The 22,439-nt window shown below is 74.1% G+C and carries 23 protein-coding genes; 15 read left to right on the top strand and 8 right to left on the bottom strand.

The annotated features are described in order from the left end of the window. Nucleotides 1-31: 31 nt before the first annotated feature. On the bottom strand, nucleotides 32-622 hold the full coding sequence (locus tag WME85_RS29765; protein ID WP_437842382.1) for an ATP-dependent Clp protease proteolytic subunit: 591 nt from the start codon (nucleotides 620-622) through the stop codon (nucleotides 32-34). Nucleotides 623-748: 126 nt separating this feature from the next. On the opposite strand from WME85_RS29765, the gene WME85_RS29760 reads away from it, so the two are divergent. Next, nucleotides 749-1,654: an AraC family transcriptional regulator gene (locus WME85_RS29760; protein ID WP_437826069.1), complete on the top strand. Its 906-nt coding sequence runs from the start codon at nucleotides 749-751 to the stop codon at nucleotides 1,652-1,654. A 78-nt stretch (nucleotides 1,655-1,732) separates the two neighbouring features. Here the strand turns inward: WME85_RS29760 and WME85_RS29755 are convergent, their stop codons facing one another. Then, on the bottom strand, nucleotides 1,733-2,218 hold the full coding sequence (locus tag WME85_RS29755; protein ID WP_437826067.1) for an ester cyclase: 486 nt from the start codon (nucleotides 2,216-2,218) through the stop codon (nucleotides 1,733-1,735). 710 nt (nucleotides 2,219-2,928) lie between these two features. Between WME85_RS29755 and WME85_RS29750 the strand changes: the two genes are divergently transcribed. Both WME85_RS29750 and WME85_RS29745 read left to right on the top strand, forming a co-directional pair. Next, nucleotides 2,929-3,546 (top strand): DUF47 domain-containing protein, encoded by a 618-nt coding sequence (locus tag WME85_RS29750; RefSeq protein ID WP_437826065.1) that lies wholly within the window; start codon nucleotides 2,929-2,931, stop codon nucleotides 3,544-3,546. Then, entirely contained in the window at nucleotides 3,543-4,550 is a 1,008-nt protein-coding gene (locus tag WME85_RS29745; RefSeq protein WP_437826063.1) for an anion permease, read from the top strand. Before WME85_RS29750 ends, WME85_RS29745 begins: the two co-directional genes overlap by 4 nt. 45 nt (nucleotides 4,551-4,595) lie before the next feature. Here WME85_RS29745 and WME85_RS29740 read toward each other — a convergent pair whose 3' ends face one another. Further along, nucleotides 4,596-5,900 (bottom strand): hypothetical protein, encoded by a 1,305-nt coding sequence (locus tag WME85_RS29740; protein ID WP_437826061.1) that lies wholly within the window; start codon nucleotides 5,898-5,900, stop codon nucleotides 4,596-4,598. Nucleotides 5,901-6,047: 147 nt separating this feature from the next. On the opposite strand from WME85_RS29740, the gene mazG reads away from it, so the two are divergent. Then, nucleotides 6,048-6,902, top strand: coding sequence for a nucleoside triphosphate pyrophosphohydrolase (gene mazG, locus WME85_RS29735; protein WP_437826059.1), 855 nt, complete (start codon nucleotides 6,048-6,050; stop codon nucleotides 6,900-6,902). An 88-nt stretch (nucleotides 6,903-6,990) separates the two neighbouring features. Here mazG and cysK read toward each other — a convergent pair whose 3' ends face one another. Beyond that, on the bottom strand, nucleotides 6,991-7,881 hold the full coding sequence (cysK, locus tag WME85_RS29730) for a cysteine synthase A (protein WP_437842380.1): 891 nt from the start codon (nucleotides 7,879-7,881) through the stop codon (nucleotides 6,991-6,993). 193 nt (nucleotides 7,882-8,074) lie between these two features. Then, nucleotides 8,075-8,935 carry an endonuclease/exonuclease/phosphatase family protein gene (locus WME85_RS29725; RefSeq protein ID WP_437826057.1) on the bottom strand — a complete coding sequence of 287 codons (861 nt, stop codon included), beginning with the start codon at nucleotides 8,933-8,935 and terminating at the stop codon, nucleotides 8,075-8,077. A 231-nt stretch (nucleotides 8,936-9,166) separates the two neighbouring features. Here WME85_RS29725 and WME85_RS29720 point away from each other — a divergent pair, with 231 nt between their 5' ends. From WME85_RS29720 to WME85_RS29710, 3 genes are all read left to right on the top strand, one after another. After that, a complete protein-coding gene (locus WME85_RS29720) occupies nucleotides 9,167-9,478 on the top strand; it encodes a hypothetical protein (protein ID WP_437826055.1) in 312 nt (103 codons plus the stop codon). Between the two features lie 315 nt (nucleotides 9,479-9,793). Next, nucleotides 9,794-10,792, top strand: coding sequence for an SDR family NAD(P)-dependent oxidoreductase (locus tag WME85_RS29715; RefSeq protein WP_437497805.1), 999 nt, complete (start codon nucleotides 9,794-9,796; stop codon nucleotides 10,790-10,792). Nucleotides 10,793-10,848: 56 nt separating this feature from the next. Then, nucleotides 10,849-11,994: a DegT/DnrJ/EryC1/StrS family aminotransferase gene (locus WME85_RS29710; protein ID WP_437302403.1), complete on the top strand. Its 1,146-nt coding sequence runs from the start codon at nucleotides 10,849-10,851 to the stop codon at nucleotides 11,992-11,994. Here the strand turns inward: WME85_RS29710 and WME85_RS29705 are convergent. Beyond that, on the bottom strand, nucleotides 11,983-12,693 hold the full coding sequence (locus WME85_RS29705) for a nucleotidyltransferase family protein (protein ID WP_437826053.1): 711 nt from the start codon (nucleotides 12,691-12,693) through the stop codon (nucleotides 11,983-11,985). The genes WME85_RS29710 and WME85_RS29705 overlap by 12 nt on opposite strands. Before the next feature lie 186 nt (nucleotides 12,694-12,879). On the opposite strand from WME85_RS29705, the gene WME85_RS29700 reads away from it, so the two are divergent. Next, the gene (locus WME85_RS29700; RefSeq protein WP_437302401.1) at nucleotides 12,880-13,236 is read left to right on the top strand and encodes a hypothetical protein; all 357 of its coding nucleotides are present in this window, start codon (nucleotides 12,880-12,882) and stop codon (nucleotides 13,234-13,236) included. 11 nt (nucleotides 13,237-13,247) lie between these two features. Beyond that, nucleotides 13,248-13,616: a hypothetical protein gene (locus WME85_RS29695; RefSeq protein ID WP_436623171.1), complete on the top strand. Its 369-nt coding sequence runs from the start codon at nucleotides 13,248-13,250 to the stop codon at nucleotides 13,614-13,616. A 67-nt stretch (nucleotides 13,617-13,683) separates the two neighbouring features. Here WME85_RS29695 and WME85_RS29690 read toward each other — a convergent pair whose 3' ends face one another. Then, nucleotides 13,684-14,418: a tetratricopeptide repeat protein gene (locus tag WME85_RS29690; RefSeq protein ID WP_437826051.1), complete on the bottom strand. Its 735-nt coding sequence runs from the start codon at nucleotides 14,416-14,418 to the stop codon at nucleotides 13,684-13,686. 129 nt (nucleotides 14,419-14,547) lie between these two features. Between WME85_RS29690 and WME85_RS29685 the strand changes: the two genes are divergently transcribed. From WME85_RS29685 to WME85_RS29675, 3 genes are all read left to right on the top strand, one after another. After that, nucleotides 14,548-14,964 carry a tellurite resistance TerB family protein gene (locus WME85_RS29685; RefSeq protein ID WP_437302399.1) on the top strand — a complete coding sequence of 139 codons (417 nt, stop codon included), beginning with the start codon at nucleotides 14,548-14,550 and terminating at the stop codon, nucleotides 14,962-14,964. A gap of 142 nt (nucleotides 14,965-15,106) precedes the next feature. Continuing rightward, entirely contained in the window at nucleotides 15,107-15,964 is an 858-nt protein-coding gene (locus WME85_RS29680) for a serine/threonine protein kinase (protein ID WP_436623174.1), read from the top strand. 56 nt (nucleotides 15,965-16,020) lie between these two features. Then, nucleotides 16,021-17,136: a pyridoxal-phosphate-dependent aminotransferase family protein gene (locus WME85_RS29675; RefSeq protein WP_437826049.1), complete on the top strand. Its 1,116-nt coding sequence runs from the start codon at nucleotides 16,021-16,023 to the stop codon at nucleotides 17,134-17,136. A gap of 69 nt (nucleotides 17,137-17,205) precedes the next feature. On the opposite strand, the gene WME85_RS29670 is transcribed toward WME85_RS29675, so the two are convergent. Further along, nucleotides 17,206-17,835: an FKBP-type peptidyl-prolyl cis-trans isomerase gene (locus WME85_RS29670; RefSeq protein WP_437826047.1), complete on the bottom strand. Its 630-nt coding sequence runs from the start codon at nucleotides 17,833-17,835 to the stop codon at nucleotides 17,206-17,208. A 148-nt stretch (nucleotides 17,836-17,983) separates the two neighbouring features. Between WME85_RS29670 and WME85_RS29665 the strand changes: the two genes are divergently transcribed. The 3 genes from WME85_RS29665 to WME85_RS29655 all read left to right on the top strand — a co-directional run bounded on the left by WME85_RS29665 (nucleotide 17,984) and on the right by WME85_RS29655 (nucleotide 22,354). Then, nucleotides 17,984-19,843, top strand: coding sequence for a hypothetical protein (locus WME85_RS29665; protein WP_437826045.1), 1,860 nt, complete (start codon nucleotides 17,984-17,986; stop codon nucleotides 19,841-19,843). Nucleotides 19,844-19,858: 15 nt separating this feature from the next. Beyond that, a complete protein-coding gene (locus WME85_RS29660) occupies nucleotides 19,859-20,881 on the top strand; it encodes a matrixin family metalloprotease (protein ID WP_437826043.1) in 1,023 nt (340 codons plus the stop codon). Nucleotides 20,882-21,055: 174 nt separating this feature from the next. Continuing rightward, nucleotides 21,056-22,354 (top strand): hypothetical protein, encoded by a 1,299-nt coding sequence (locus WME85_RS29655; protein WP_437826041.1) that lies wholly within the window; start codon nucleotides 21,056-21,058, stop codon nucleotides 22,352-22,354. The last annotated feature ends 85 nt before the right edge of the window (nucleotides 22,355-22,439 follow it).

Below are 22,439 nucleotides of genomic sequence, written 5' to 3'. Positions count from 1 at the left end.
CCAGCAGGCCCGACCGCCAGGGTTCCGGCGCTCAGACCTCCAGCGCGCTCTCGATCACCCGGTGCACGAGGCCGTATTCCTTGGCCTCGCGCGCGGTCATCCACAGGTTGCGCTCGGTCTCCTGCGCGATCTTCGCGGGATCCTGGCCGGTCGCCTCGGCGAAGATGCGGTTGAGCCGCGCGCGCACGGCCATGATCTGGGCCGCCTCGATCTCGATCTCCGACGCGGGGCCGCGCACGCCGCCGAGCGGCTGGTGCAGGAGGAAGCGCGTGTTCGGGAGCGCGAACCGGTTCTCCCTCCGCGCGGCCACGTAGATGAGGGCGCCCGCGCTGGCGACCCAGCCGGAGCCGATCATCTTGACCTCGGGCCGGATGAAGCGAATCACGTCGTGGATCGTGTCCCCCGACTCGACGTGCCCTCCCGGCGAGTGGATGAGGACCCGGATCGGCTCCTCGCTCTCGCTCGCGAGCGCGAGGAGCTGCGCCGTCGTCGTCTGCGCCAGCTCGCTCGTGATCTCCCCGAAGATCAGGACCGTCCGGCTCCGGAGGAGCCTGGCGCGGATCTCCTCGGGCAACGCGCGGGGGAGCGGCTGCTCCTCGCTGGGGGGCGCCTCGAAACGCATCATGTGCCCGAGATTGCGGCCGCTCCCGCCCGCGCGCCATGACCGGGAAGCGCGGAGTCATGCCCGCGCGTCTCGACCGGCGAACGAGCGCTGGACGAACGGCCTCGGCCCGGGCAACCATTCGCCATGGCGGACGAGATGGAGCGGCAGCTTCCTCGCGGAACGGCGGTGTCGCGGCGTCATGGGGCGCCGCCCTGGGGCGTGGACGCGGGCGAGCCGCCGAGCCTCCACGTGGTCGTGCAAGGCTCGTTTCACCTCGCGCAGGACGGGACGCGGTTCCTGGAGCTCGAGCCCGGCGACGTCGTGCTCCTCGGGGCCGGCCCGCGCGGCGCCGCGCCCCGCGAGCACAGCCTCCGCTGCGTCGCGCCGCCGCCCGGCGCCGCCTCCGCGCCGGGGGAGCTGCTCTCGGCCACCTACGCCGCCGCGCCCGACGGCGCGCTCGCCGCCCTCGCGCCGGTGGTGCACCTGCCCGCCGGCGAGGTGCGGCGCGCGCAGGGGCTCTCGGCCGTCGTGAGCCTGCTGCGCGCCGCGCTCGCGGAGCCGTCCGCGGAGCAGGAGCGGCTGGCGCGCTCGCTCCTCGAGCCGCTGCTCGCCTACACGCTGCACTGCCACGGGGGCGCGGGCGATCGCCGCGCCGGGCGCGCCGCGCGCGCGCCCGTAGCGTCGATCGATCGGCGCGTCGGGCGCGCCCTTCAGCTCATCCAGGAGAAGCCGGCGGCGCGGTGGACCATCGAGGCGCTCGCCAGGGCGGCGGGCCTGTCCCGCGCGGCGTTCGCGCGGCGCTTCCTCGCCGAGCTCGGCGTCCCGCCGCTCCGCTACGTCGCGGAGCTCCGCATGCAGCGCGCGGCCGAGCTGCTCGCCGAGGGCGACCGCTCGCTGGCCTCGATCGCGGCCGAGGTCGGGTACGACTCGGAGTTCGCCTTCAGCCGCGCGTTCAAGCGACACACCGGGGAGGCGCCGGGCGCGTTCCGCCGGCGCAGCCGCTCCGAGGGCGCCCCGCTCCGCGTGCCGCCCATCCGCGCCGCGGCGTGAGCGCCTCCCGCGGCTGCTCGGGCGGCTCAGGCGCTCGAGTTGTCCCAGGTCCGATACGGCGCCTCGCGGCGCTCACGATCACTGGACGGCTCCGAGCTGGCGCATCAGCCCGAGCTCGTCGGTCACGCGCCAGTGCTCGACGATCTTTCCTCCCCGGAACAGCTCGATGTTGACCTGCTCCACGCTCACGTGGCGATGGGTCGCGGCGACGCCGAAGAGCGGCCCGTCCTGCGTCCCCTCCATCCTGACACGCACCGCGACGCGATCGCCTTCCGCGATGAGGTCCTCGACCGTGAAGCGGAGGTCCGGGAACGCGACGCGGAAGGCCGCCACGATGGGCTTCAGGCCGCCGGGCCCCGGGGGCGGGTCCGGCGTGCTCGGTGTGTGGTTGACGTAGCCAGGGGCGAGCAGCTCGTCGAGGACATCGAGGTGCCCGCGGCTCCATGCCTCGTCGAAGTAGCGGCGCACGACCGTCGCGTTGTGCTGCTCGTCCGTCGAACGACCGTTTGACGACGGGCTGCGCGGCTCGGGCGGCGCACAGCCAGCGACGGTCGCGAGGGCCAAGGCGAGGATTCGCCGCGATGAGCGAGAGAGTCGATGTGCGGGTCGAGCCATGTCCGGGACTCTGGCCCGCAGTGGATCCGCCAACAAGCGCGCTCGCGTGAACGAATCGTTCATCATGGCGAACAGGCGATCCGCGTCTACACAGAGATCGCCAGGTCGCGGAGCAGCACTGGCAGCCTGCGAAGCAGCGGCCGCCCGCGCGGCGCCGTGATGGCCTGCGTCCCGGAGCGCTCCGCGCTCGGCCTCGCCGAGGGGGACGCCGCCCGGCTCTGGGGCCGCGGCCAGCGCGGCGAGGCGCTCCCTCGCGAGATCGTCGCGCTGTACTCGTGGCGCTCGGTGATGCTGTCCGGGGCGATCTCTCCTCGGGGTGCGACGCCCTCGGACGTCAGCATGGGACCGGCGCCGCGCAAGCTCGCAGTGGCAGCCGCGCGGGCGTGGATCTGCTTGGCGAACGGCCGGAGCTCCGCGGAGCGGCCGCTCCGCGGAGGAGGAACAGGAAGAACCGTTGGTCCGCCAGGGCATTGTACAGACAATGAAAAATCATGGCGGAAGAGGAACGGAGCGCCGCTTCGACAGCGCCCTCGCTCGTGAAAGCCGGCGGTGGACCTCGCAGAAGCGGGCGCGGTTCGCCTTGTTTCCGTCATTAACGAGACGTTTCTGGACGTCTGCGCGCGTTGACGCGCGCGGCGACGCCGGGCTACGACCCCGGTATGGGATTGACCAAGGACGCCGTCTTCTTCGATGCCCTCTCCGAGCACGCGCAGAAGAGCGTCGCCGCGAGCAAGCTCCTCCTGGACATCCTCGATCGGCCCGAGGAAGCCCCGGCCATCGCGAAGCGGATCAAGGACATCGAGCACGAGGGGGACCGGATCACGCACCGCTGCCTGGCCGCGCTGCACAAGACCTGGATCACCCCCCTCGATCGGGAGGAGATCCACGCGCTGATCACGCGGCTCGACGACGTGCTCGACTGCATCGAGGCCGCCAGCGAGCGCATCGTCCTCTTCGAGATCCAGAGCGTGATGCCGGAGGCGCGCCCCCTCGCGGAGGCGGTGGTGGCCGCTTGCGACACCATGAGCTCGGCGACGAGCTCGCTCCGCGACGTGAAGGACGGCGCCCGGCTGCTCGAGCTCTGCGTCGAGATCAACCGCCACGAGAACGCCGCGGACGCGCACTACCGCGCGGCCCTGGCGGCGCTCTTCAAGCAGGGCAGCGATCCGCTGCTGGTGCTGAAATGGCGCGACATCTACGACCAGCTCGAGAACGCCACCGACCGCTGCGAGGACGTCGCCAACATCATCGAGGGCGTGGTGCTCGAGCACGCATGACGACCTACGTCATCGCCATCATCGTCGTGGCGCTGGTGTTCGACTTCATCAACGGCTTCCACGACGCCGCCAACTCCATCGCGACCGTCGTCTCGACGCGGGTGCTCTCCCCGCGCAGCGCGGTGGCGTGGGCCGCGCTCTTCAACTTCATCGCGTTCGCCCTGTTCGAGCCGACGGTGGCCCGCAACATCGCCAAGGGCGTCGAGCCGGCCTTCATCACGCCCAACGTGATCCTCGGCGGCCTCGCCGGCGCGATCCTCTGGAACCTGCTCACCTGGTGGTGGGGGCTGCCCTCGTCGTCCTCGCACGCGCTGATGGGCGGCTTCGCGGGCGCGGCCGTGCTCAGCGCCGGCCGCGTCTCGGTGCTCGACGCGAAGATCTACGGGATGACCGCGGCGTTCATCGTCGTCTCGCCGCTCGTGGGCTCCGTGATCGGGTTCGCGCTGATGAGCGCCATCCGGCGGCTCGGGCGGGCCTGGACGCCCGGGAAGGTGGACGTCGGGTTCCGGCGGCTGCAGCTGCTCTCGGCGGCGGCCTACTCGCTCGGGCACGGCGGCAACGACGCGCAGAAGACCATTGGCATCATCACCGCGCTGCTCGTCTCGGCCGGCGTCCAGCCGGGCGGCGCGAAGTTGAAGCCCATGCTCTGGGTGGTATTGATGTGCCACGCCGCCATGGGGCTGGGCACGCTGTCGGGCGGGTGGCGGATCGTGCGGACGATGGGGATGAAGATCACCAAGCTGAAGCCCGTGGGCGGCTTCGCCGCGGAGTCCGCGGGCGCGGCCACGCTCTTCGGCGCGACCGCGCTGGGCGTCCCGGTGAGCACCACGCACACCATCACGGGCGCGATCGTGGGCGTCGGCGCGGTGGGCGGCCGGCTGTCGGCCGTGCGCTGGGGCGTGGCCGGCCGCATCGTCTGGGCGTGGATCTTCACGATCCCGGCCTCGGCGCTGCTCTCCGCCCTCGCCTACGCTGCAGCCCGCGCGGTGACCGGAGCGCCCTGAGCGAGGCCGCGGGAGCGGGCCGCAGCAGGGGTACCGTCGCTACGATCAGCGCCGCGCCGCGCCGCCGCCAGCGGCCGCCTGGTCTTTCCCCGCTGCGATCCCCGCGAAGGCGGCCGCGAAGCGGCGCCGGAGATCGGCGTCGTCGATCAGCTTGTCGCGCAGCGCTCGCGACAGCTCGACATGGTAGAACGGCGCGCCGAGCTGGCGAGACCAGCGCGCCTGCACGTTCGTGGCGCCGCCGAGCTTGCTGATATCGGCGGGGTAGGCGAGGACCTTCCCGTCGCTGACGACCGCCCGCAGCGGCGCGAGCAGCCGCTCCAGGTCGGCGCCGGCCCCCACGGCGCTGGCGATGGCGGCGGCGTCCGCCGCGGAGCTGTCCTGGAAGCCGTGCAGCTGGACGGTCGGGATGCCGGGGAAGCTCTGGAGCAGCGCGCGGTGCGCCGACAGGAAGAACGACCGCTCGGCGTGCGCCACGTCCGCGAAGGCGAGCGACGCCGCCAGCCGCTCGCGGGCGACGCGCTCGTCTCGCCGAGCGCCGCCGCCAGCGCCGTGGCCGCCGCCGCCAGCGCCGTGGCCGCCGCCGCCAGCGCCGTGGCCGCCGCCGCCAGCGCCGTGGCCGCCGCCGCCAGCCTCCTGGGATCGCCTGCCCGCCGCCCGAGCGCCGCCGTCATCGCCCTGGGCGTTGCCGCCCGTGATCTTCCCCTCCGTGGCCTTACCGCCCGCGCCCTCGCCCCCGCCGCCCCCGCCGCCCCCGCCTTCCGACCCCTCGTCGTCCCCGACGGCGTCGCCCGGTTTGGGGAGCCCGCCGTACCGGTGCGACGTGTTGACGATCAGCGCCCGCGCCCGCTGCGCCTGGAAGACGGCCAGCGCGATCGGCAGCGTCCCCCGATCGAAGAAGGTGTGCGGCGCCTCGACGACCAGCGGCGCCGCCGGCCCCGCGCGCAGCACGACCACGGCGGCGCCGCGCCGGCGCGGCCCGTCGTCGGACAGCACCCACAGGTCGCGCCCGGGGACCGGCCGCAGGGCGAACCCCGGCGGCGCGGCCGGCGGCGGCTGTCCGTTCTGCGCGGCGAGCCCCGCCGCCGCGACCCACGCGACGTACGGCACGTCCTCCGCGTCGTCCGGCGGCTCCGCGATGAGGTGCCGCCCGCCCTTCCGCAGCGGGGCGATCTGCTCGTCGAGCGCTCCCTGCTCGCCGTCGTCTTCGTCGCGCTGCGCCTCGATCACGGGCCCCGCCGCGGAGTGCCCCGCGCCTGACGCCGCGCCCGGCGTGCTGCCGACGATGCTCCGACACACCCCCTGGGAGCACCCGGCGATCGTGAACAGCACCACATAGCCTGCGCTCTTCATGGGGCGCCCTCGCCGCCGGACTCCGACCACCCCTTCACTTTTCGCACGCCACGGCCCCTGGATCCAGGGCGACGCTCCGCCACCGGACCCGGCCCTCGCGCGGCGACCCCGCTCCTCAGCCGGGACGGTTTGCGCTAGTAGCTCTGCATGCCTCGTCCCTTCGAGCCCGTGGAGGCGCCGCCGCTCGCAGAGCAGGCGGGCCGCACGTTCCCGCGCCTTGTCGAGCTGATGCAGCGGCTCCTCGCGCCCGACGGGTGCCCGTGGGACCGCGAGCAGAGCTTCGCGACGCTCCGGCGCTACGTGCTCGAGGAGGCCTGCGAGGTCATCGACGCGATCGACGGCGGCGATCGCAAGGAGCTGTGCGCCGAGCTCGGCGACCTCCTGCTCCAGGTCGTCTTCCAGGCCGAGCTCGCCCGGGCCGAGGGGGCGTTCGGCCCCGACGACGTCGTCGCGGCGATCTGCGAGAAGCTCGTGCGGCGCCACCCCCACGTGTTCGCGGACGAGAGCGCCGAGAACGCCGACGAGGTGCTCCAGAACTGGGAGCGCATCAAGGCGGCGGAGCGGGCCCGGCAGGGCAAGGACCGCGGGGTGCTCGGCGGCGTTCCCCGCAGCCTGCCGGCGCTGACGCGGGCGCAGCGGGTGGGCGAGAAGGTCGCGCGCGTGGGCTTCGACTGGCCGGACGCGCGGGGCTCGCGCGCGAAGGTGGAGGAGGAGCTCGGCGAGCTCGATCGGGCCTTCGAGAGCGGCGACGCCGCCGCGATCGAGGAGGAGCTCGGCGACGTGCTCTTCGCGCTCGGGAACCTGGCGCGCCACGCCAACGTCGACGCGGAGGGCGCGCTGCGCCGGACGATCGACAAGTTCACCCGGCGCTTCGAGCACGTCGAGCGGCGGGTCGTCGAGCGGCACGGGGGCTGGCCGGCCAGGGCGTCGGACGACACGCTGACCCTGGAGGAGCTCGACGGCTACTGGGACGAGGCCAAGCGCGGCGAGCAGCGGACCTGAGGCGGCGCGGCGGGCGGGGGCGCTCCGTCGAGCGGCGCCCCGGCGCGCGGCGCTCGCGCGGCGGGAGCGGACGCGCGCCGCGCGTAGCTCAGAGCAGGTAGCGCTCCCCCGAATCGGGCAGCACCGTCACGACCGTCCCGTGCACCTTGCGCGCGACCTCCACGGCCGCGTGGACGTTGGCGCCGGAGCTCGGCCCGACGAGGAGCCCCTCCTCGCGGGCGAGCCGCCGCACCATGCGGGACGCGCCCGCCTCGGTCACCGTGAGGATCTCGTCGATGAGCGAGCGCTCGAGGATGGCCGGCACGAACCCGGGGCCGAGGCCCTGGATGCCGTGGGACCCGGGTCCTCGCCCCGAGAGCACGGCGCTCTTCGTCGGCTCGACGGCGCAGATGCGGACCGCGCTGCCCAGCTGCTCCCGGAGCACGCGCCCGCAGCCGGTCAGCGTGCCGCCGGTGCCCACGCCGGCGACGAAGGCCGCGATGTCGCCGCCGGTCTGCGCGAGGATCTCGAGGCCGGTGGCGCGCGCATGGGCGCCGGGGTTCGCCGGGTTCTTGAATTGCTGGCTCATCCAGGCGCCGGGCGTCGCCTCGCAGATCTCGATCGCGCGGTCGACGGCGCCGGCCATGCCCTGGCCCTCGGGGGTGAGGACGATCTCGGCGCCGTACGCGCGGAGGATGTGCCGGCGCTCGACGCTCATGTCCTCGGGCATGACCACGACGCAGCGGTAACCGCGCACGGCGGCGATCATCGCGAGGCTGATCCCGGTGTTGCCGCTCGTCGCCTCGACGATGGTCGACCCCTTCCTGAGCGTCCCTTCGCGCTCGGCGCAGAGCACCATGCCGAGCGCCGCCCGGTCCTTGACGCTGCCGCCCGGGTTCATCGACTCGAGCTTCCCGTACACGACGCCGCCCCCCTCGGGCGAGAGCCGGGCGAGGCGGACGAGCGGCGTCCCGCCGATGAGCGACAGCGCGTCGGGCACGACCGGGCCGACGCGCACGGGGGCGGCGGGCGAGGGAGCCGAGCACGGGTCTGACGAGTCGCACGAGTCGCGCGACTCGCGCGAGCCGCGCGAACCGGACGCGTCGGGCGGGCTCGGCGGGCCGCCCGGAGCTCGAAGGGACGACATCCTGCCAGTGTACACGCGAACAGGGCGTCCTCTAGGGCGCCAGGGTCTAGATCGAGATCTCCGACAGCACCCCGTAATGATCCGAGGCGACGACGCCGTCCTCGATGTCCTGGAGGACGACCCTCGACGAGAGCGGCTTGCCCCGCCCCTGCTTGTCCGGGCCGCGGACGAAGATGTAGTCGATGCGGCGAGGGTACTCGTTCGTGACGGCCGCGAACGGGTTGCGCACGGGATCGAACGTGAACCCGGGGCCCTCACCGGTCTGATCGAACGTGTCGGCGAAGTACACGCTCTTCTGGTTCAGGGCGTGCAGCCCCTTCATGAACCGGATCTCCGTGGCCTCGGGCTGCGCGTTGAAGTCGCCGACGACGATGGGCGGGAGGCCGTCCATGGGCGCCTCGCGCATCACGATCTCGGCCACGGCCGCGACCTGCGCCTCGCGCACGGCGCCGTGGTGGAACTTCCAGTTCAGGTGCGTGACGAAGAAAGGGATCACGCCGCGCGGCGACGCGAGCTCGGCGAACAGGATCGCGCGCTCCTCGTCGGTCTCGCCCGTGGGCAAGGGAAACGCCTGGCTGCGCGCGATCGGCCAGCGCGACAGCACGGCGTTGCCGAAGAGCACGCCGCCGCCGAGGTCGTGCGCCGAGCCGAAGGCGACCTCGTAGCCGAGCCCCTCGGCGATGCCGTCGGCCAGCGACCGGCCTTCGTACGACATCACCTCCTGGAGCCCGACCACGTCGGGCGCGAGCTCGCGGACGCCCTTGCGGATGAGGTCGAGGCGCGCCTCCCACGGGTCGTGGCGGTTCCATATGTTCAGGGTGAGCACCCGCAGGGAATTGCGGGCAGCGATGCCAGAACCTTCATGCGCGGAGCCGCCGGCCCCGGAGCCTGCTCGAGGACGTTCCATGCCGACGGGCTACGCCAGCTGCGCGTCCGAATCCAGCCGTGATACGAAGGTCCCGGCGCAAGCCGCCACCCTTCCGGCGCGGAAGGGCGACCTTGACCGGGAGAACCCTGAATGATCGCGTGTGCTCCTCGAGGGGGGCGGCCTGGATCGGCCTCCTCCCGACCCCGAACATCCCTCCGTCTGGCGAAGGGCCTCCTGCTGCTCGCGCTGCTCGCCGGCTGCGAGAGCAAGATGGAGCCCAAGGAGTGCGACAAGCTCCGCGGCGACGCCTTCGAGATGGTGAACAAGGCGCAGCACTGCAACACGGACACCGACTGCCGCCAGAGCGAGTGGCCGGGCTGCGCGAAGCCCGTCAGCAACGCGACCTTCGACCAGATCAAGCCCATCGCGGAGAGCTACAAGACGGGCAAGTGCGAGGAGCCCAAGGTCGACTGCAAGAGCCCGCCGCAGTCCTACTGCAAGCAGGGGCTCTGCGTGCACCGCGAGCTCGGCACCACGGAGGGGTCGGGCAACACGCCCACCGATCAGATCCAGATCCAGTGACCCGGCGCGCCGCGGCCGCGCCGAGCGCCGCGCCGCGCCGCCCGGCCGGCGCGGCGCGCGCCGCGCTGCCCGGCCGCGCGCCGCGCGCCGCGCTGCCCGGCCGCGGGTAGTGGTCTCATTTGCCCAGAGAGAGTTCACATGAAGGCGGGAAGGCGGGAAGATCATTGAGCTTTTCTTCCCGCCCTCCCGCCTTCATGTTCAAATCCGACCACCACCCGGCCGCGCGGGCCTGAGGCGCGCGCCGCCGAGCGCAAACCGGCGCGCCGCCGCGGTACGCGCTTGACGCGCGAACCCGCAGAGGCCACGCACGCCGCCGTGAGCGAAGGCTTCTATCGCGGCAAGCGCGTCGTGGTGACCGGCGCCGGCGGGTTCATCGGCAGCCACCTCGTCGAGGCGCTGGTCCGGGAAGGCGCGCGCGTGCGGGCGCTCGTCCGGTACACCTCGGGCTCGCGGCGCGGGCACCTCGACCGGCTCCCCGAGGACGTCCTCGCGGACGTGGAGGTCGTCCCCGGCAACGTGGAGGACGCGGGCGCGGTCCGGTCGCTCGTGCGCGGCGCCGACGTCGTCTTCCACCTCGCGGCCCTCATCGGCATCCCGTACTCGTACGTGGCCCCGCAGCAGTACGTGGCGACGAACGTGCAGGGCACGCTGAACGTCCTCGAGGCGGCGCGCGAGCACGGCGCGCGCGTGGTCCACACCTCGACGAGCGAGACCTACGGCACCGCGCGCTACACGCCCATCGACGAGGCCCACCCCCTCACCGGCCAGTCCCCGTACTCGGCCACGAAGATCGGCGCCGACAAGCTCGCCGAGAGCTACCACCTCTCTTTCGGGCTCGAGGTCGCGACGATCAGGCCGTTCAACACCTACGGCCCGCGGCAGTCGTCGCGCGCGATCATCCCGAGCGTGATGCAGCAGCTCGCCGCTGGCGGCGCCGCGCTCCGCATCGGGAGCACCGCGCCGGTGCGGGATCTCAACTTCGTGACCGACACCGTCGCGGGGTTCCTCCTCGTCGGCTCGAGCGCGCGGGCCGTGGGGCAGACGCTCAACGTGGGGAGCGGGCGCGCCATCTCGATCGGCGACCTCGTCCGGCTCATCTTCGAGGTGACGGGCAAGCGCGCGGAGCTCGTGACGGACGAGGCCCGGGTGCGGCCCGACGCGAGCGAGGTCATGGTGCTGCTCGCCGACTTCCGCCGCGCCGCCGAGCTCGTCGGCTACGCGCCGCGCGTGTCGCTCGAGGAGGGGCTCGCGCGCACGTACGCCTATGTCGAGCGCCACCTCGCCGACTACCGGCCGCGCGAGTACGCGATCTGAACACGACGCGGCGCGCGCGGGCGCCCCGCCCGCCGCCGCCGGCTGGATGGAAGGCCATGTGGAAGATACCTCTCAGCGATCTCTCGTTCGGGCCTGAAGAAGCGGAGGCCGCGCGGCAGGTCGTCGCGTCGGGCTGGCTGACCATGGGGGAGCGCACGGCGCAGTTCGAGCAGAAGCTCGGCGAGGCGCTCGGCACCCCGCGGGTGCTCGCCGTGACGAACTGCACCGCCGCGCTGCACCTCGCGTACACGGCGCTCTCCGTGGGCCCCGGCGACGAGGTCATCTGCCCGAGCCTCACCTTCGTGGCGACCGCCAACGCCGCGCTCCTCTGCGGGGCCGACGTGGTGCTCGCCGACGTCGTGGGCGAGGGCGACCTCGGGGTCGACCCGGCCGACATCGCCCGCAAGATCACGCCGAGGACGAGGGCGATCGCGGTCGTCCACTACGCCGGCTACCCCTGCGACATGGACGCGATCTCCGCGATCGCGGCCGAGCGGGGGATCGCGGTGGTCGAGGACGCGGCGCACGCGCCGCTCGCGACCTACCGGGGCAAGGCGCTCGGGACGCTCGGGGACGTCGGCTGCCTGAGCTTCTTCTCGAACAAGAACCTCGCCGTGGGCGAGGGGGGCGCCGTGATCGCGAGGGACGACGCGCTCCACGCGCGCATGCGGCTCCTCCGCGCGCACGGGATGACGACGCTCACCCTCGACCGGCACAAGGGGCACGCGTTCACGTACGACGTCGTGGACGCGGGCATGAACTACCGCATCGACGAGATCCGCAGCGCCATCGGGCTCGTGCAGCTCGGCCGGCTCGCGGCGGGCAACGCGCGGCGGCGGGCGCTCGCGGCGCGCTACCACGAGCGCCTCGCCGCGGTGCGCGGCGTCGGGCTCCCGTACCGCGACTTCTACGCGCGCGGGGTGGGGGAGAGCTCGCACCACATCATGCCGGTGCTCCTGCCCGAGGGCGCCTCGCGCGAGGCCGTGATGGAGGCCATGAAGGCGCGCGGCGTCCAGACGAGCGTGCACTACATCCCGATCCACCGCTTCTCGCACCACGGCGCCTCGAACCGGGTGCGCAAGGAGGGGCTCGCGCGGACGGACGCGATCGCGGGGCGCGAGCTCACGCTCCCGCTCCACCCGCGCATGCAGGACGCCGACGTCGACGCCGTCTGCGAGGCGCTCGCCGCGTCAGTCCGGTAGGTACCGCTGCCGGTTCTTCTCGAACTCGTCCTGCGCCTCGGCGAAGTCGTCGCTCCTGCCGATGTCGAGCCAGTGGCCCCGGAAGGGGAAGGTGGCCACCTGCTCGCCGGCGTCGAGCAGCGCGTGCATGAGGTTGTCGAACCCGAACGGCCTGCCCTCCGGGATGAAGCGCAGCACGCTGCGGCTCATCGCGTAGATGCCCATGCTCACCCAGAACGTGTACGTCGGCTTCTCGCGGAAGCCGACGACGCGCCCCTCGGGGCCGAGGTCGAGCACGCCCAGGTCGATCTTCGAGGCGCGCTCGCACACGGCGACGGTGAGCGGCGCGCCGGCCGACTCGCCCGTGCGGTGGAGCGCCGCGAAGTCGAGGTCGCTGAGGATGTCGCCGTTCATCACGAGGAAGCGCTCCGGCAGGTCGCGCTCGATGACCCGGAGCGGGCCCACGGTCCCGAGCGGCGTCTCCTCGCGCTGGTAGGAGATGCGCAGCCCGTACCGGCCCCCGTCGCCGACGACGGCCTCGATGAGGGCGGCCTGGTGGCCCACGCACATCACCACGTCGGTGACCCCGGCGCGCGCCAGCTGCCGGAGCAGGATCTCGACGATCGTGTGATCGCCGATCGGCATCAGCGGCTTCGGGATAAGGGCGGTGTAGGGGCGGAGCCGGGAGCCTTTGCCGCCGGCGAGGACGACTGCCTTCATGCGGTGACGTATACCCACGCGCCGCTCGATCGGGGGACCATTCCGCAGAATTTCTCGCGCATCCGGCCCGGCCCGCCCTCTCCGATTGACTCTCTTCCGGCTGCTCTTTAGTACTCGGAGAGCGTCCCGCGGCAGGCCAGCCCCTGCGCGGAGCAATTCACCCTTCAGGCGACTTGGGCAGCAATCATGACGATGGTACCCCCGACCCGTACCCCCGCCAGGAAGCGCCGGAAGCTCGGTTATCGAGGCAGCGGCACCTTTGCCATGTGCAGCCCCGGCCCGCTCCCGGGCGGTCCGCTCTTCCGGCAGCTCTGCACGCTCGCCGATCGCTTCGCCGCGTGCCAGGACGACCCGGCCGCGGCGCAGATCGGGAGCGTGCTCTCGCTGCTCGCGCTCTACGCGACGAAGACGAACGACCGGGATTTCCGGTTGCCGCTGGGCTCCTTCCTCATGGACCTCGCCCTCGACGACGAGGCGCGCGCGCGGGCTCGAGCGCCCGGCGCCGCGCCCATCCCGTACGGGCGCCCGCTCCTCGCTCGCTGACCGGGGCTGCGATGAGCGCGCGAGAACTACCGACGCGCCCCGCGGGGCGCAGCAAGCTGACGGCATCGGCCTCGGTCGTGCTGATCGTGAGCGCGAGCGAGCAGCTCGCCGAGCGCTGCCGCCGGCTGGTCTTCGTCGAGGGCGCCGACCTGCTCGCCTGCGACCTCGTGTCCCTGCGCGGGAGCGCCGCCTGGCTCAACCCGCTGGCCATCGTGATGACCCAGGACGTGCGGGCGTTCGACCCGGAGGGGTTCATGGAGCTGTCGCGGCGCATCGGCGCCGAGCTCGTGGTGCTCCCGTCCGAGAGCGTCTCGGACACGCAGCTCACCGCGATGATCACGGCGGCGCTGGACATCGCGCAGCGCCGCCGGACCGACTGAGGGCGCCGGCGCCGGCCTCGTGACGGGGCCGCGCGCGGCGAGGCGGCGCACGGGCGGGACGGCGCCGTCAGTCGCGCGGCGGGAGGACGTCGCCGGACTGGCTCGCCAGCAGGCATCCCTCGTCGAGGCCGAGCTTGCACGCCTTTGTGAACAGCTCGACCGCCTTGCGGCCGTCGCGCTCCACGCCCTCGCCCTGCGCGTGCAGGTGCCCGAGCTCGACGCAGGCGGGGGCGTTGCCGCGCTCGCAGACGCGCCGGAACAGCGCGGCCGCGCGCCCGGGATCGGCGCTCGCGCCCTGGCCGTGGAGGTAAGCCCTGCCAGCCGCGAGGCAGCCGAGGTTCGCGCCCCCGTGGCACGCGCGCGCGTGAAAGTAGAGCGCCGCCTCGTCCGCCCCGCCCGCGCCCTCCGCCGCGTCCGCGCGCGCGAGCCGGTCGTGGTACGCGTCGCCGAGCCGCAGGCAGCCGCGCGCGCTCCCCTCGGCGCACGCGTCCTTGAACAGCCCCGTCGCCCGGTCCACGTCCCTCGAGACGATCGTGCCGCCCAGGTACATCGATCCCAGCGTCACGCAGTCCTCCGTCTGGTGCTCGGCGCAGCCGTTCGTGCAGCCGACGAGGTCGCTCCCCTCGCAAGGCAGCCGCAGCGGCGGCGGGGCTGCTTCGGCCGTGGGCGCGGCGCGCGGCGCCGCCGCGGGGGCAGGCTGGACAGGCGCCGCGGCGTGGCGCGGCGTTGTCGCGGCCGCGCCGCCGCAGCCACAGAGGAAGAGCGCGGCGAGGAGCGCCTGGGCGAGTTCGCGCACGTGCATGCCCGAACTCATGACACACCGGCCGCGCTCTCCCAATGCCGCCCCCGGAGGCGTCTGCCCTGGGCGCCCGGCGGCGCTCCGGGGCTGGTCCCGCGTCGGGCGTCGGTGTAGACGCATCCGATGCCCCTCATGAGCCCTCCTCCGCTGAAGACGCTTGATGAGCCGAACCTCGAGGCGCTCGTCGAGCTGATGTTCCTCGCGGCCTTCGCTGACGGCGAGTTCAGCCAGGAGGAGAAGGTCCATTTCGCCCGGAGCGTCGAGTCGCTCACGGACCGCCGGATCCCCCAGAGCACCATGGACGAGCTCATCCATACGGTCGTGACGCAGCTCCAGCAGGAGGGCCGCGCCGCCCGGCTCGCGTCGCTCAAGGAGCGGCTGCCGAGCCCGCAGGCCCGGAAGGTCGCCTTCTCCCTGGCCGCCCAGGTCGTCGTCGCCGACGGTATCGTCAGGACCAGCGAGCGCGAGCTCTTGCTCGACGTCGCGGCGGCGCTCGAGATCGAGCAGACCGAGGCCGCGGACGTGGTGCGGAGGCTCGCCGCCACGTGAGCGTCCGTCCGCCCTCGGCGCGCCGCGCCCGGCGCGCGCCGGGGGGCCTCCCCGCGGGGGACGCGCGCCGCGGGCGTCGGCGAGCGGCGCGAGCGCCGCGGGGTGAACGGGCGCTGTCGTTTTCGGTTACGATGGCGTCGCCGTGACCTGGTCCTCCACTGGCACGTTCCTGATCCCGTTTCCGGTTCCGGGCTCAGCGCTGACCTCCACCCGGGGCACCTACGTCATCGGAGCGCTCATCGGCGACGGCCAGTACGGCTCGGTCTACGAGTGCAGCGGGCCGTTCGACCAGGTGTACGCCCTGAAGATGCTGCGGCCGGCGAACAAGCCCTACCAGGTCGTCAAGGAGGAGTGGTCGCGCGAGATGCTCCGCCTGGAGAGCTTCCGCCACCCGAACATCGTCTACATCCACGACGCCTTCGAGGTGAACTACCTCTTCTACCTCGCGCTCGAGCGGTGCGACACGAGCCTCCGGGCGCTGCTCGGCACCCCGTTCCAGCCGCCGCTGCTCGTCGAGCTCGCGCGCCAGCTGCTGATGACGCTGCAGTACCTGCACGACAACGGCGTCGTGCACGCCGACCTGCACGCGGGCAACGTGCTCATCTCGCAGCTCGACCACAAGCCGATCGTCAAGCTCACCGACTTCGGCGTGGCCCACCAGCTCGACGGCGTGACCCGCTGGTTCCGCCCGCAGGTCGCGAACCCGAAGATCCTCGTGCCGGAGCTCGTGACCGCGGGCTACACGACGACGCAGAGCGACCTCTACCAGCTCGGGCTGCTCATGTACCAGATGCACACGGGCCAGCCGGCGATCGACGTGAACGCCTCGTACGAGGAGATCACGCGGCAGATCGCCGAGGGCACGCCGCGGCAGAAGGCCGAGGCGCTCGGCACGCCGCTGAGCCAGGTGATCGCCAAGCTGCTGCGCCGCCGCGATGCCTACCGGTACTTCTCCGCGCGCGACGTCTGGGACGACCTGCGGCAGCTCCGCTGGGCGTAGCGCGATCTCCGCATTCTCTGCTGCATCCGGCGCGCCTTCCGGGCTACACCTCGCGCATGGTCGCCTCCGCTACGCCGCGCGTCGTCTCGCTCACGCCGGCGGTCTTCCACCTGCCGGACGCGGTGAACCAGGTCTCGCGCACCTACGGGGAGAGCCCGATCGTCCCGCGCGGGCCCCGGCTCCGGCCGCTGCTCGACCGGGCCCGGCACGGCATCGTCGAGGCCCTCGGCGCGCCCGGCTACGAGGCCATCCTGCTCACCGGCTCGGGCTCGACGTCCATGGCCGCCGTGCTCGGCTCCTGCCTGCGGCGCGACGAGCGGCTCCTCGTCGTCCGCAACGGCGCCTATGGCGACCGGATCTTCGAGTACGCCGGGACGCTCGGCCAGCCGGTGGTCGACATGTGCCTGCCCTACGGCGAGCGCCCGGACCTCGCGAGGATCGAGGCCATCCTCGCCGCGGACGAGGCCGACGCCGTGGCCATCGTCCACGGGGGCACGTCGACGTGCACGCTGAACCCCGTGCCCGAGGTCGGCGCGCTCGCCCGCAAGTACGGCAAGAAGCTCCTCGTCGACGGCATCAGCGCGCTCTTCGTGGAGCCGATGGCGCTCGAGGGCTCCGGCATCGCCGCGGTGATGGGCTCCTGCAACAAGGGCCTCCACAGCCACCCGAACCTGACCGTCGCCCTGGTCCGCAAGGACCTGCTCGCCGAGATGGAGCGGATCCCCGCCCGCGTCCCCAGCCTGGAGCTCTACAAGACCTGGCGCGCGCAGCAGGGCGGCGCGCACCCCTACACGATCGATCCGATGAGCCTGTGCCAGGTGATCGCGGCGCTCGACCACCTCGCCGCCACGGGCGGCGTCGCCGGGCGCCACGCCGTGTACCAGGCGCGCTGCGCGATCCTGCGGCCGGGCTACGAGCGGCTCGGGTTCGCGATCGCGCGCTGGGAGAACATGCCGCTCCAGTCGATCGGGACGGCGCTGCACATCCCCGCCGGCAGGACGTACGACGAGATGGCGAGCCGGCTCGCCAGCGAGCCGGTCGACGGCCACGTGTTCGAGATCTACGCGGCCCAGGGGAAGCTCTCGAGCCAGCTGTTCCGGATCTTCCACATGGGCGAGTACCCGCTCGAGGTCTACGAGATCTTCCTCAGGGCGCTCGCGCGCGTCGTCTGAGCGCGGCGCCTGCGGCTCACCCGCTGCGTTCGGCGCTCGCGCGGGTCGTCTGAGCGCGGGACCTGCGGCTCACTTCGCCTCCTTGGGCGCTTCCTTCTTCTCGGCCGGCGCGGCGGCAGGCTTGTCGCCCTTGGCCTCGGCCGGCTTGGCCGCCGGCTTCGCCGCCTTGTCGGACGCGGGCGCGGTCTTTCCGGCCTTGTCGTCCGCGCCCTTGGCCGCGTCCTTCGTCTCGTCGCCGACGCCGAGCAGCTCGATGTCGAAGACGAGCGTCGCCTTGCCCGGGATCTTCGGCGGGCTGCCCGCCTCGCCATAGGCGAGGCGCGACGGGATCGTGAGCTTGCGCTTGCCGCCCACCTTCATCCCGACCACGCCCTCGTCCCAGCCCTTGATGACCTCCGTGTTGCCGAGGGTGAAAACGAACGGCTCCCGGCCGACGGACGAGTCGAACTCGGCGTTGTTCTTGAGCAGGCGCCCCGTGTAGTGGACGCGGACCTTGTCGCCGTCCTTCGCCTCCGGGCCGGTGCCCACGACGAGGTCTTCCTTGACGAGGTCGGCCGGCTCCGGCTCGGCGGGCTTCACCGCCGGGATGGCGCTGCCCGGCGGCAGGTCGGGCTCGGGGACCTTGTCCTCACAGCCCGCGACCGGGCCGAGGACGACAGCAGCGCAGGAGAGGGCGAGGACGATCTGGAGAGGCTTCATGGCGCCACGTCTTACGCACCCGGCGCGGAGCGATCAACGGTCACCCGCCGCTCCCCGGCCCCCCTCCGTCCCCCTCCGGCCCCGCCGGGTCCCCCCGGCCGGGTTTCCGTTGCAGCGCTCCGGCCCGCGCGGTTAGGGTGCCGCCACCTTGGCTCGCGCGTTCTCCGTCGCCGCCCTGGCGATCGCCGAGGGCGGCGCCAATGCCGTCGGCGCGGTGCGCTTCACCTGCGCCGAGACGGAGCTCGAGGTCGAGCTGGTGCGCGTCGCCGGCTACGCCGAGGGGTTCGCCCTGGGCGCCGTGGCGGCGCCGGTCCGCTTCGGGGTGCCCTACACCGCGATCCGCGGCCTCTTCCGGCGCGGCAAGGCGCTGTGCGTCGCCCTCGATCCATCCGCGTGCTCGCCGCACAACTGCTTCGTCCTGGCGCGCTTCGAGGGCGACCTCCCCGGCGTCCCCGGCGTCACCTCGCCGGCGGCGATGGAGGCGATGGAGAGCGCATACCGCGCGCGCCTCCGCGCCCGCATGGCGAGCTGGATCGCGCCGGCGCCGCTCGGCGTGCTCGCGGCCGCCTTGTCGCCCGACTACCTCGCGAGCGGCCCCCTCGGGACCGCGTCGCTCGCGGTCCTCGTCGCGCTCGCGACCTGGCTCGCGCTGCGCTTCACCGCGCGGCTCGCGACCTGGGGCGGGCCGCCCTCGGACCGCCTGCGCGACGCGCTCGTGGCCGAGATGTCGCGCCACATGGGCTTCGCTTCCGAACGGCTCGCGGCCCCGGCCCCCGGCCAGGCGGCGGCGCCCGTCTTCGCGCCCCGGCCGACGCCGCTCGCCGCGCCGCCGGGGCGCGGGCGCGAGCGCGGCGGCGAGGAGGGGTTCGAGGCGCTCCCGCTGCGGGCCCGCGTCGTCGTGCCCGCGGCGCTCGCCGTGGTCGGCATCGTGGCGACGATGGCGTTCGTGCAGCGGTTCGCGGCGCCCCGCGAGCTGCCTCCGGGCGAGCGGCAGGCGGCGCGCGGCGTCGGGCAGGCGGCGCGCGGCGCCGCCGCCGCGCTCCTCGCGGGCGAGGCGCAGGAGCGCGCCGAGCCGTCGTTCCCGCACTGCCTGTGCGACCGCGCCGACTCGCCGCTCTGGCGGGGCGGGGTGCCGATCCTCAGCGTGCTCGGGTCGACCGGGCCGGACGACGGCGCGGGGGTGATCGCGCCGATCCTGAAGCGGGAGAGGGCGGACGACGAGGACGGCGAGGCCCGCGACGAGCGAGAGGAGGCCGGCGAGGCGGGCGACGAGGCGGGCGACGCCGGCGCGGCGCCGGGCGACGCCGGCCCGGACGGGGGCGGGCGGCCGCCGCGGCCGGCGCGCGGGCGCTACGATTTCGAGCTCGCGGTCGTCAACAACAGCGGCGCTCCGGTCAGCGATTTCCGCGTGCTGCTCACGTTCGCGCGGCGCGATCGCCAGGGCGAGCGCGCCGGGATCACCGAGCGCGGCCTGTTCTGGGAGGGCGCGCTCGGCCCGGGGCGCGCGGTGAAGTGGCACGTCGAGGCGCCCGGCACGGAGGTGAAGATCGAGCCGGGCGTGACGGGCATGCTCGACGGCGAGACCGGAGTGGCGTCTCCCGACGCGTTCTTCGAGCTGACGCGCGCGCGCTACCGCGTCGTGCGCATCCACGCGGCGATGATGCTCGCGTGGCTGCGCGACCCGCGCGCCCGCGACGCGCTCGTCGCCCTCCTGCCCGCCGCGTCCGCCGAGGAGGCGAAGCTCGAGCGGATCCGGCGCGCGACGGCGGACGTCATCCCGTGCTCGGTCGCGGTGGAGGACGGGCAGCTGCGCGCGTGCCTCTTCAACGGCGGCGTGGCCCCTGTGCGCGGCGTCACGCTGCGCGAGGTCGCGGCGGGGGAGGGCCAGACGCCGCGCGCCTGGCCCGTCGCGGCGCCCCTGCCGATCCACGAGGGGGTGGAGGTGCGGCTGCCCCTGGAGGGGGGCGCGGCCCCCGAGGAGCTCGAGGTGGTGCCGCAGGGCCGATGAGACGATGATGAGGGGATGAAGAGGGGCTCCCGGGCCGCGCTCGCGCTGGTCACCACGCCCGCCGCCGCGCTGGCGCTGCTCGCCGGGGTCCCCGAGGCCGCCGCGTGGGCGCCGCTCGACCTCGAGGTCGTCCCCCGCTGGCCCGAGCTGCCGGTCCGCTACCACATCAGCCGGGGCTCGATCCCGGCGCCGCTCGCGGGGTTCGCGGCTGCCGGCATCGAGGCGGGGTTCGCGGCCTGGTCGAGCCCCGCGTGCACGGCGTGGGAGACCGAGCTCCTCGGCGACACGGACGCCAGCTACGACGCCGGCGACGGCAGGAACGTGTTCCTCTGGATCAGCGACGGCTGGCCCGACGCGCTCGGCGCCGTCGACTCGGTCATCGCGATCACGATGCCCGTCTGGGATCGCGACGGCGTCATCGCGGACGCCGACATGGTGTTCAACAACGTGGGCTTTTGCTGGAACGACAGCGGCGAGGGCGACTGCATCGACGTGGCGTCGATCGCCACCCATGAGGAAGGGCACTTCCTTGGCCTCGGCCACACGAACGTGCGCGGCGCGACGATGCTGGGGTTCTATCCGGGCGGCACGTCGGCGCGCACGCTCGAGGAAGACGATATCGAAGGGGTCTGCGCGCTTTACCCGATCGGCGGGACGGCTGTCGCGAGCTCGGGCGCGACGGCCGGCGCGGGCGGTGCGGCCGGCGCGGGCGGGGTGGGCGGCGCGGCCGGCGCGGGCGGGGTGGGCGGTGCGGCCGGCGCGGGCGGCGGCGCGCCGGGGATCGGGGACAAGCCGACGCGCGGTGGCGTGGATGATGCCGAGGGCGACGCCGGCTGCTCCTGCTCGACCGGCGGCGGGCGGCCGGGCGCGCGGGGGGCGCTGCTGCTCGCCGCGCTCGGCGCGCTGCTGTCGCGCCGGTGCCAGCGCCAGCGTGCGGGCCAGAGCGTGCGCGAGCGGCAGCGGGCCGTTCAGGCCAGGTGCGCGCGGTCCCGGCTCGTCGTGGACGGTGGGGTGGTGGCCCAATTTGCCCCGGAGTGATTCACATGAAGGCGGGAAGATCATTGATCTTTTCTTCCCGCCTTCCCGCCTTCATGTTCAAATCCGGCCACCACCGACGGTGGAGCCGCTCCAGCCCGGGACAGAGCGGTCCCCGCGTGGCCGTGCGGACGGGGCCGCTTTACAACCCAGCGCAGCCGGGGCAAACGTGCCGCCATGCCCGAGCCGAGCACCGCAGCGTTCGACGCGGGGGTCGCGAGCGCCCTCCGCTCTCTTGGGGCCGACGGCTCCGCTCCCGCCCTCGATCCGCTCGGCGACCCGGCCGGGGCGGCGCGCGCTCTCTCGGCGGCGGGCGGCGCGCCGCTGCTCCTCCGCGTCGCGCCGGAGCTCGGCGCGCCGCAGCGCGACAAGGAAGCGGCCTTCGGCCCGGCGCCGCGCGACCCCGTCTGGCTCCGCGTCGAGCGCGGCGCGAGCGCCGTCCAGCTCGCGCCCCTGCGGCTCGCGGGCGCCGGTCCGGCGCGCGGCGCGGGCGGGGCAGGGGAGGCGGCGCCCGAGGCGCGCGACGCCGTGCGCGTCGAGGTGATCGCGGCGCAGCGCCCGTGCTGCGGCGCCGCCTCGTGCACGCGCGAGCGCACCTACGTCGCCGCCTGGCTCGCGCTCGCGGCGCCCGCATCCTCGGCCGGGCGCAGCGCGGCGGAGCAGCGCCTGCTCGTCGCCGAGGCGCAGGATCTCGAGGCCGCGCGGGCGGAGGCGCTCGTCGAGGCGGTGGCGGCGCCGCTCGCTGTGGCGCTGCGCGTGCCGCTCGAGACGGCGCGGGGTACCGAGCCGCCGGACGCCATCGCGCCGCGGCCCCTCCCGGAGCCCGCGCCGGAGCCGGCGCCCGCGCTCTCGGCCGTCGCGCTCTCGCGGTTCGCGATCCGGAGCGAGGGCGAGCTCCTCGTCGTGCGGGACCACGCGAGCCAGGGCCCGCGCGGGTCCGCGACCCGCAACGCGCTCATCGGCGGCTTGCTGCTGCTCGCCGCGCTCGCCCTGTGGATCCAGGTCATGCGCAGCGTCGCCGCCGGCGACAGCGGCATCGCGATCGGCGTCGGCAGCGGCGCCGCGCTGCTCTCGCTCGCGGGCTACGCGTTCCTCGGCGTCGCCCGGTTCTCGTCGCGGTACGCGGCGCGCTCCGCCCCTGTCGCGTCGTTCGGGCCGGGCCGCTTCGTCGTCGCCCCCTGGGTGAGCCGCACCGGCGCGATCGATCTGCGCCCCGAGGGCAGGCTCGGGGCCGCCATCTCCGCCGGGGAGGTCCACGGCGTCCAGGTGCAGCCCCGCGGCGACCGCTTCGCCGTCGAGATCGACACCGACCACGGCCCCATCGACGCCCTCCTCACCGGCCGCGAGGACGTCGCGCGCTACTGGCGCGACGCCATGGACCGCGCCGTCGCCTCGGTGCGCCACCCCGGCGGCCCCTCGGCCCGGCAGCGCCTCCGGGCGCGCTCCCAGACGCAGCAGGCCGCCGCGGCGGGCTGAGCCATCCGCCGCGAAGGCTCCTGCCGGCGCGCCTGCGGCGCACCCGGGCCCGCCGGCGCAACCTCATCCCGACGTCGCTCCAGGC

Origin of the sequence: Sorangium sp. So ce1153, assembly GCF_051521595.1 — a bacterium.
Taxonomy (GTDB): Bacteria; Myxococcota_A; Polyangia; order Polyangiales; family Polyangiaceae; genus Sorangium.
Note: the sequence above shows the minus strand (reverse complement) of the source record. Positions and strands in the feature narration are given on the sequence as shown.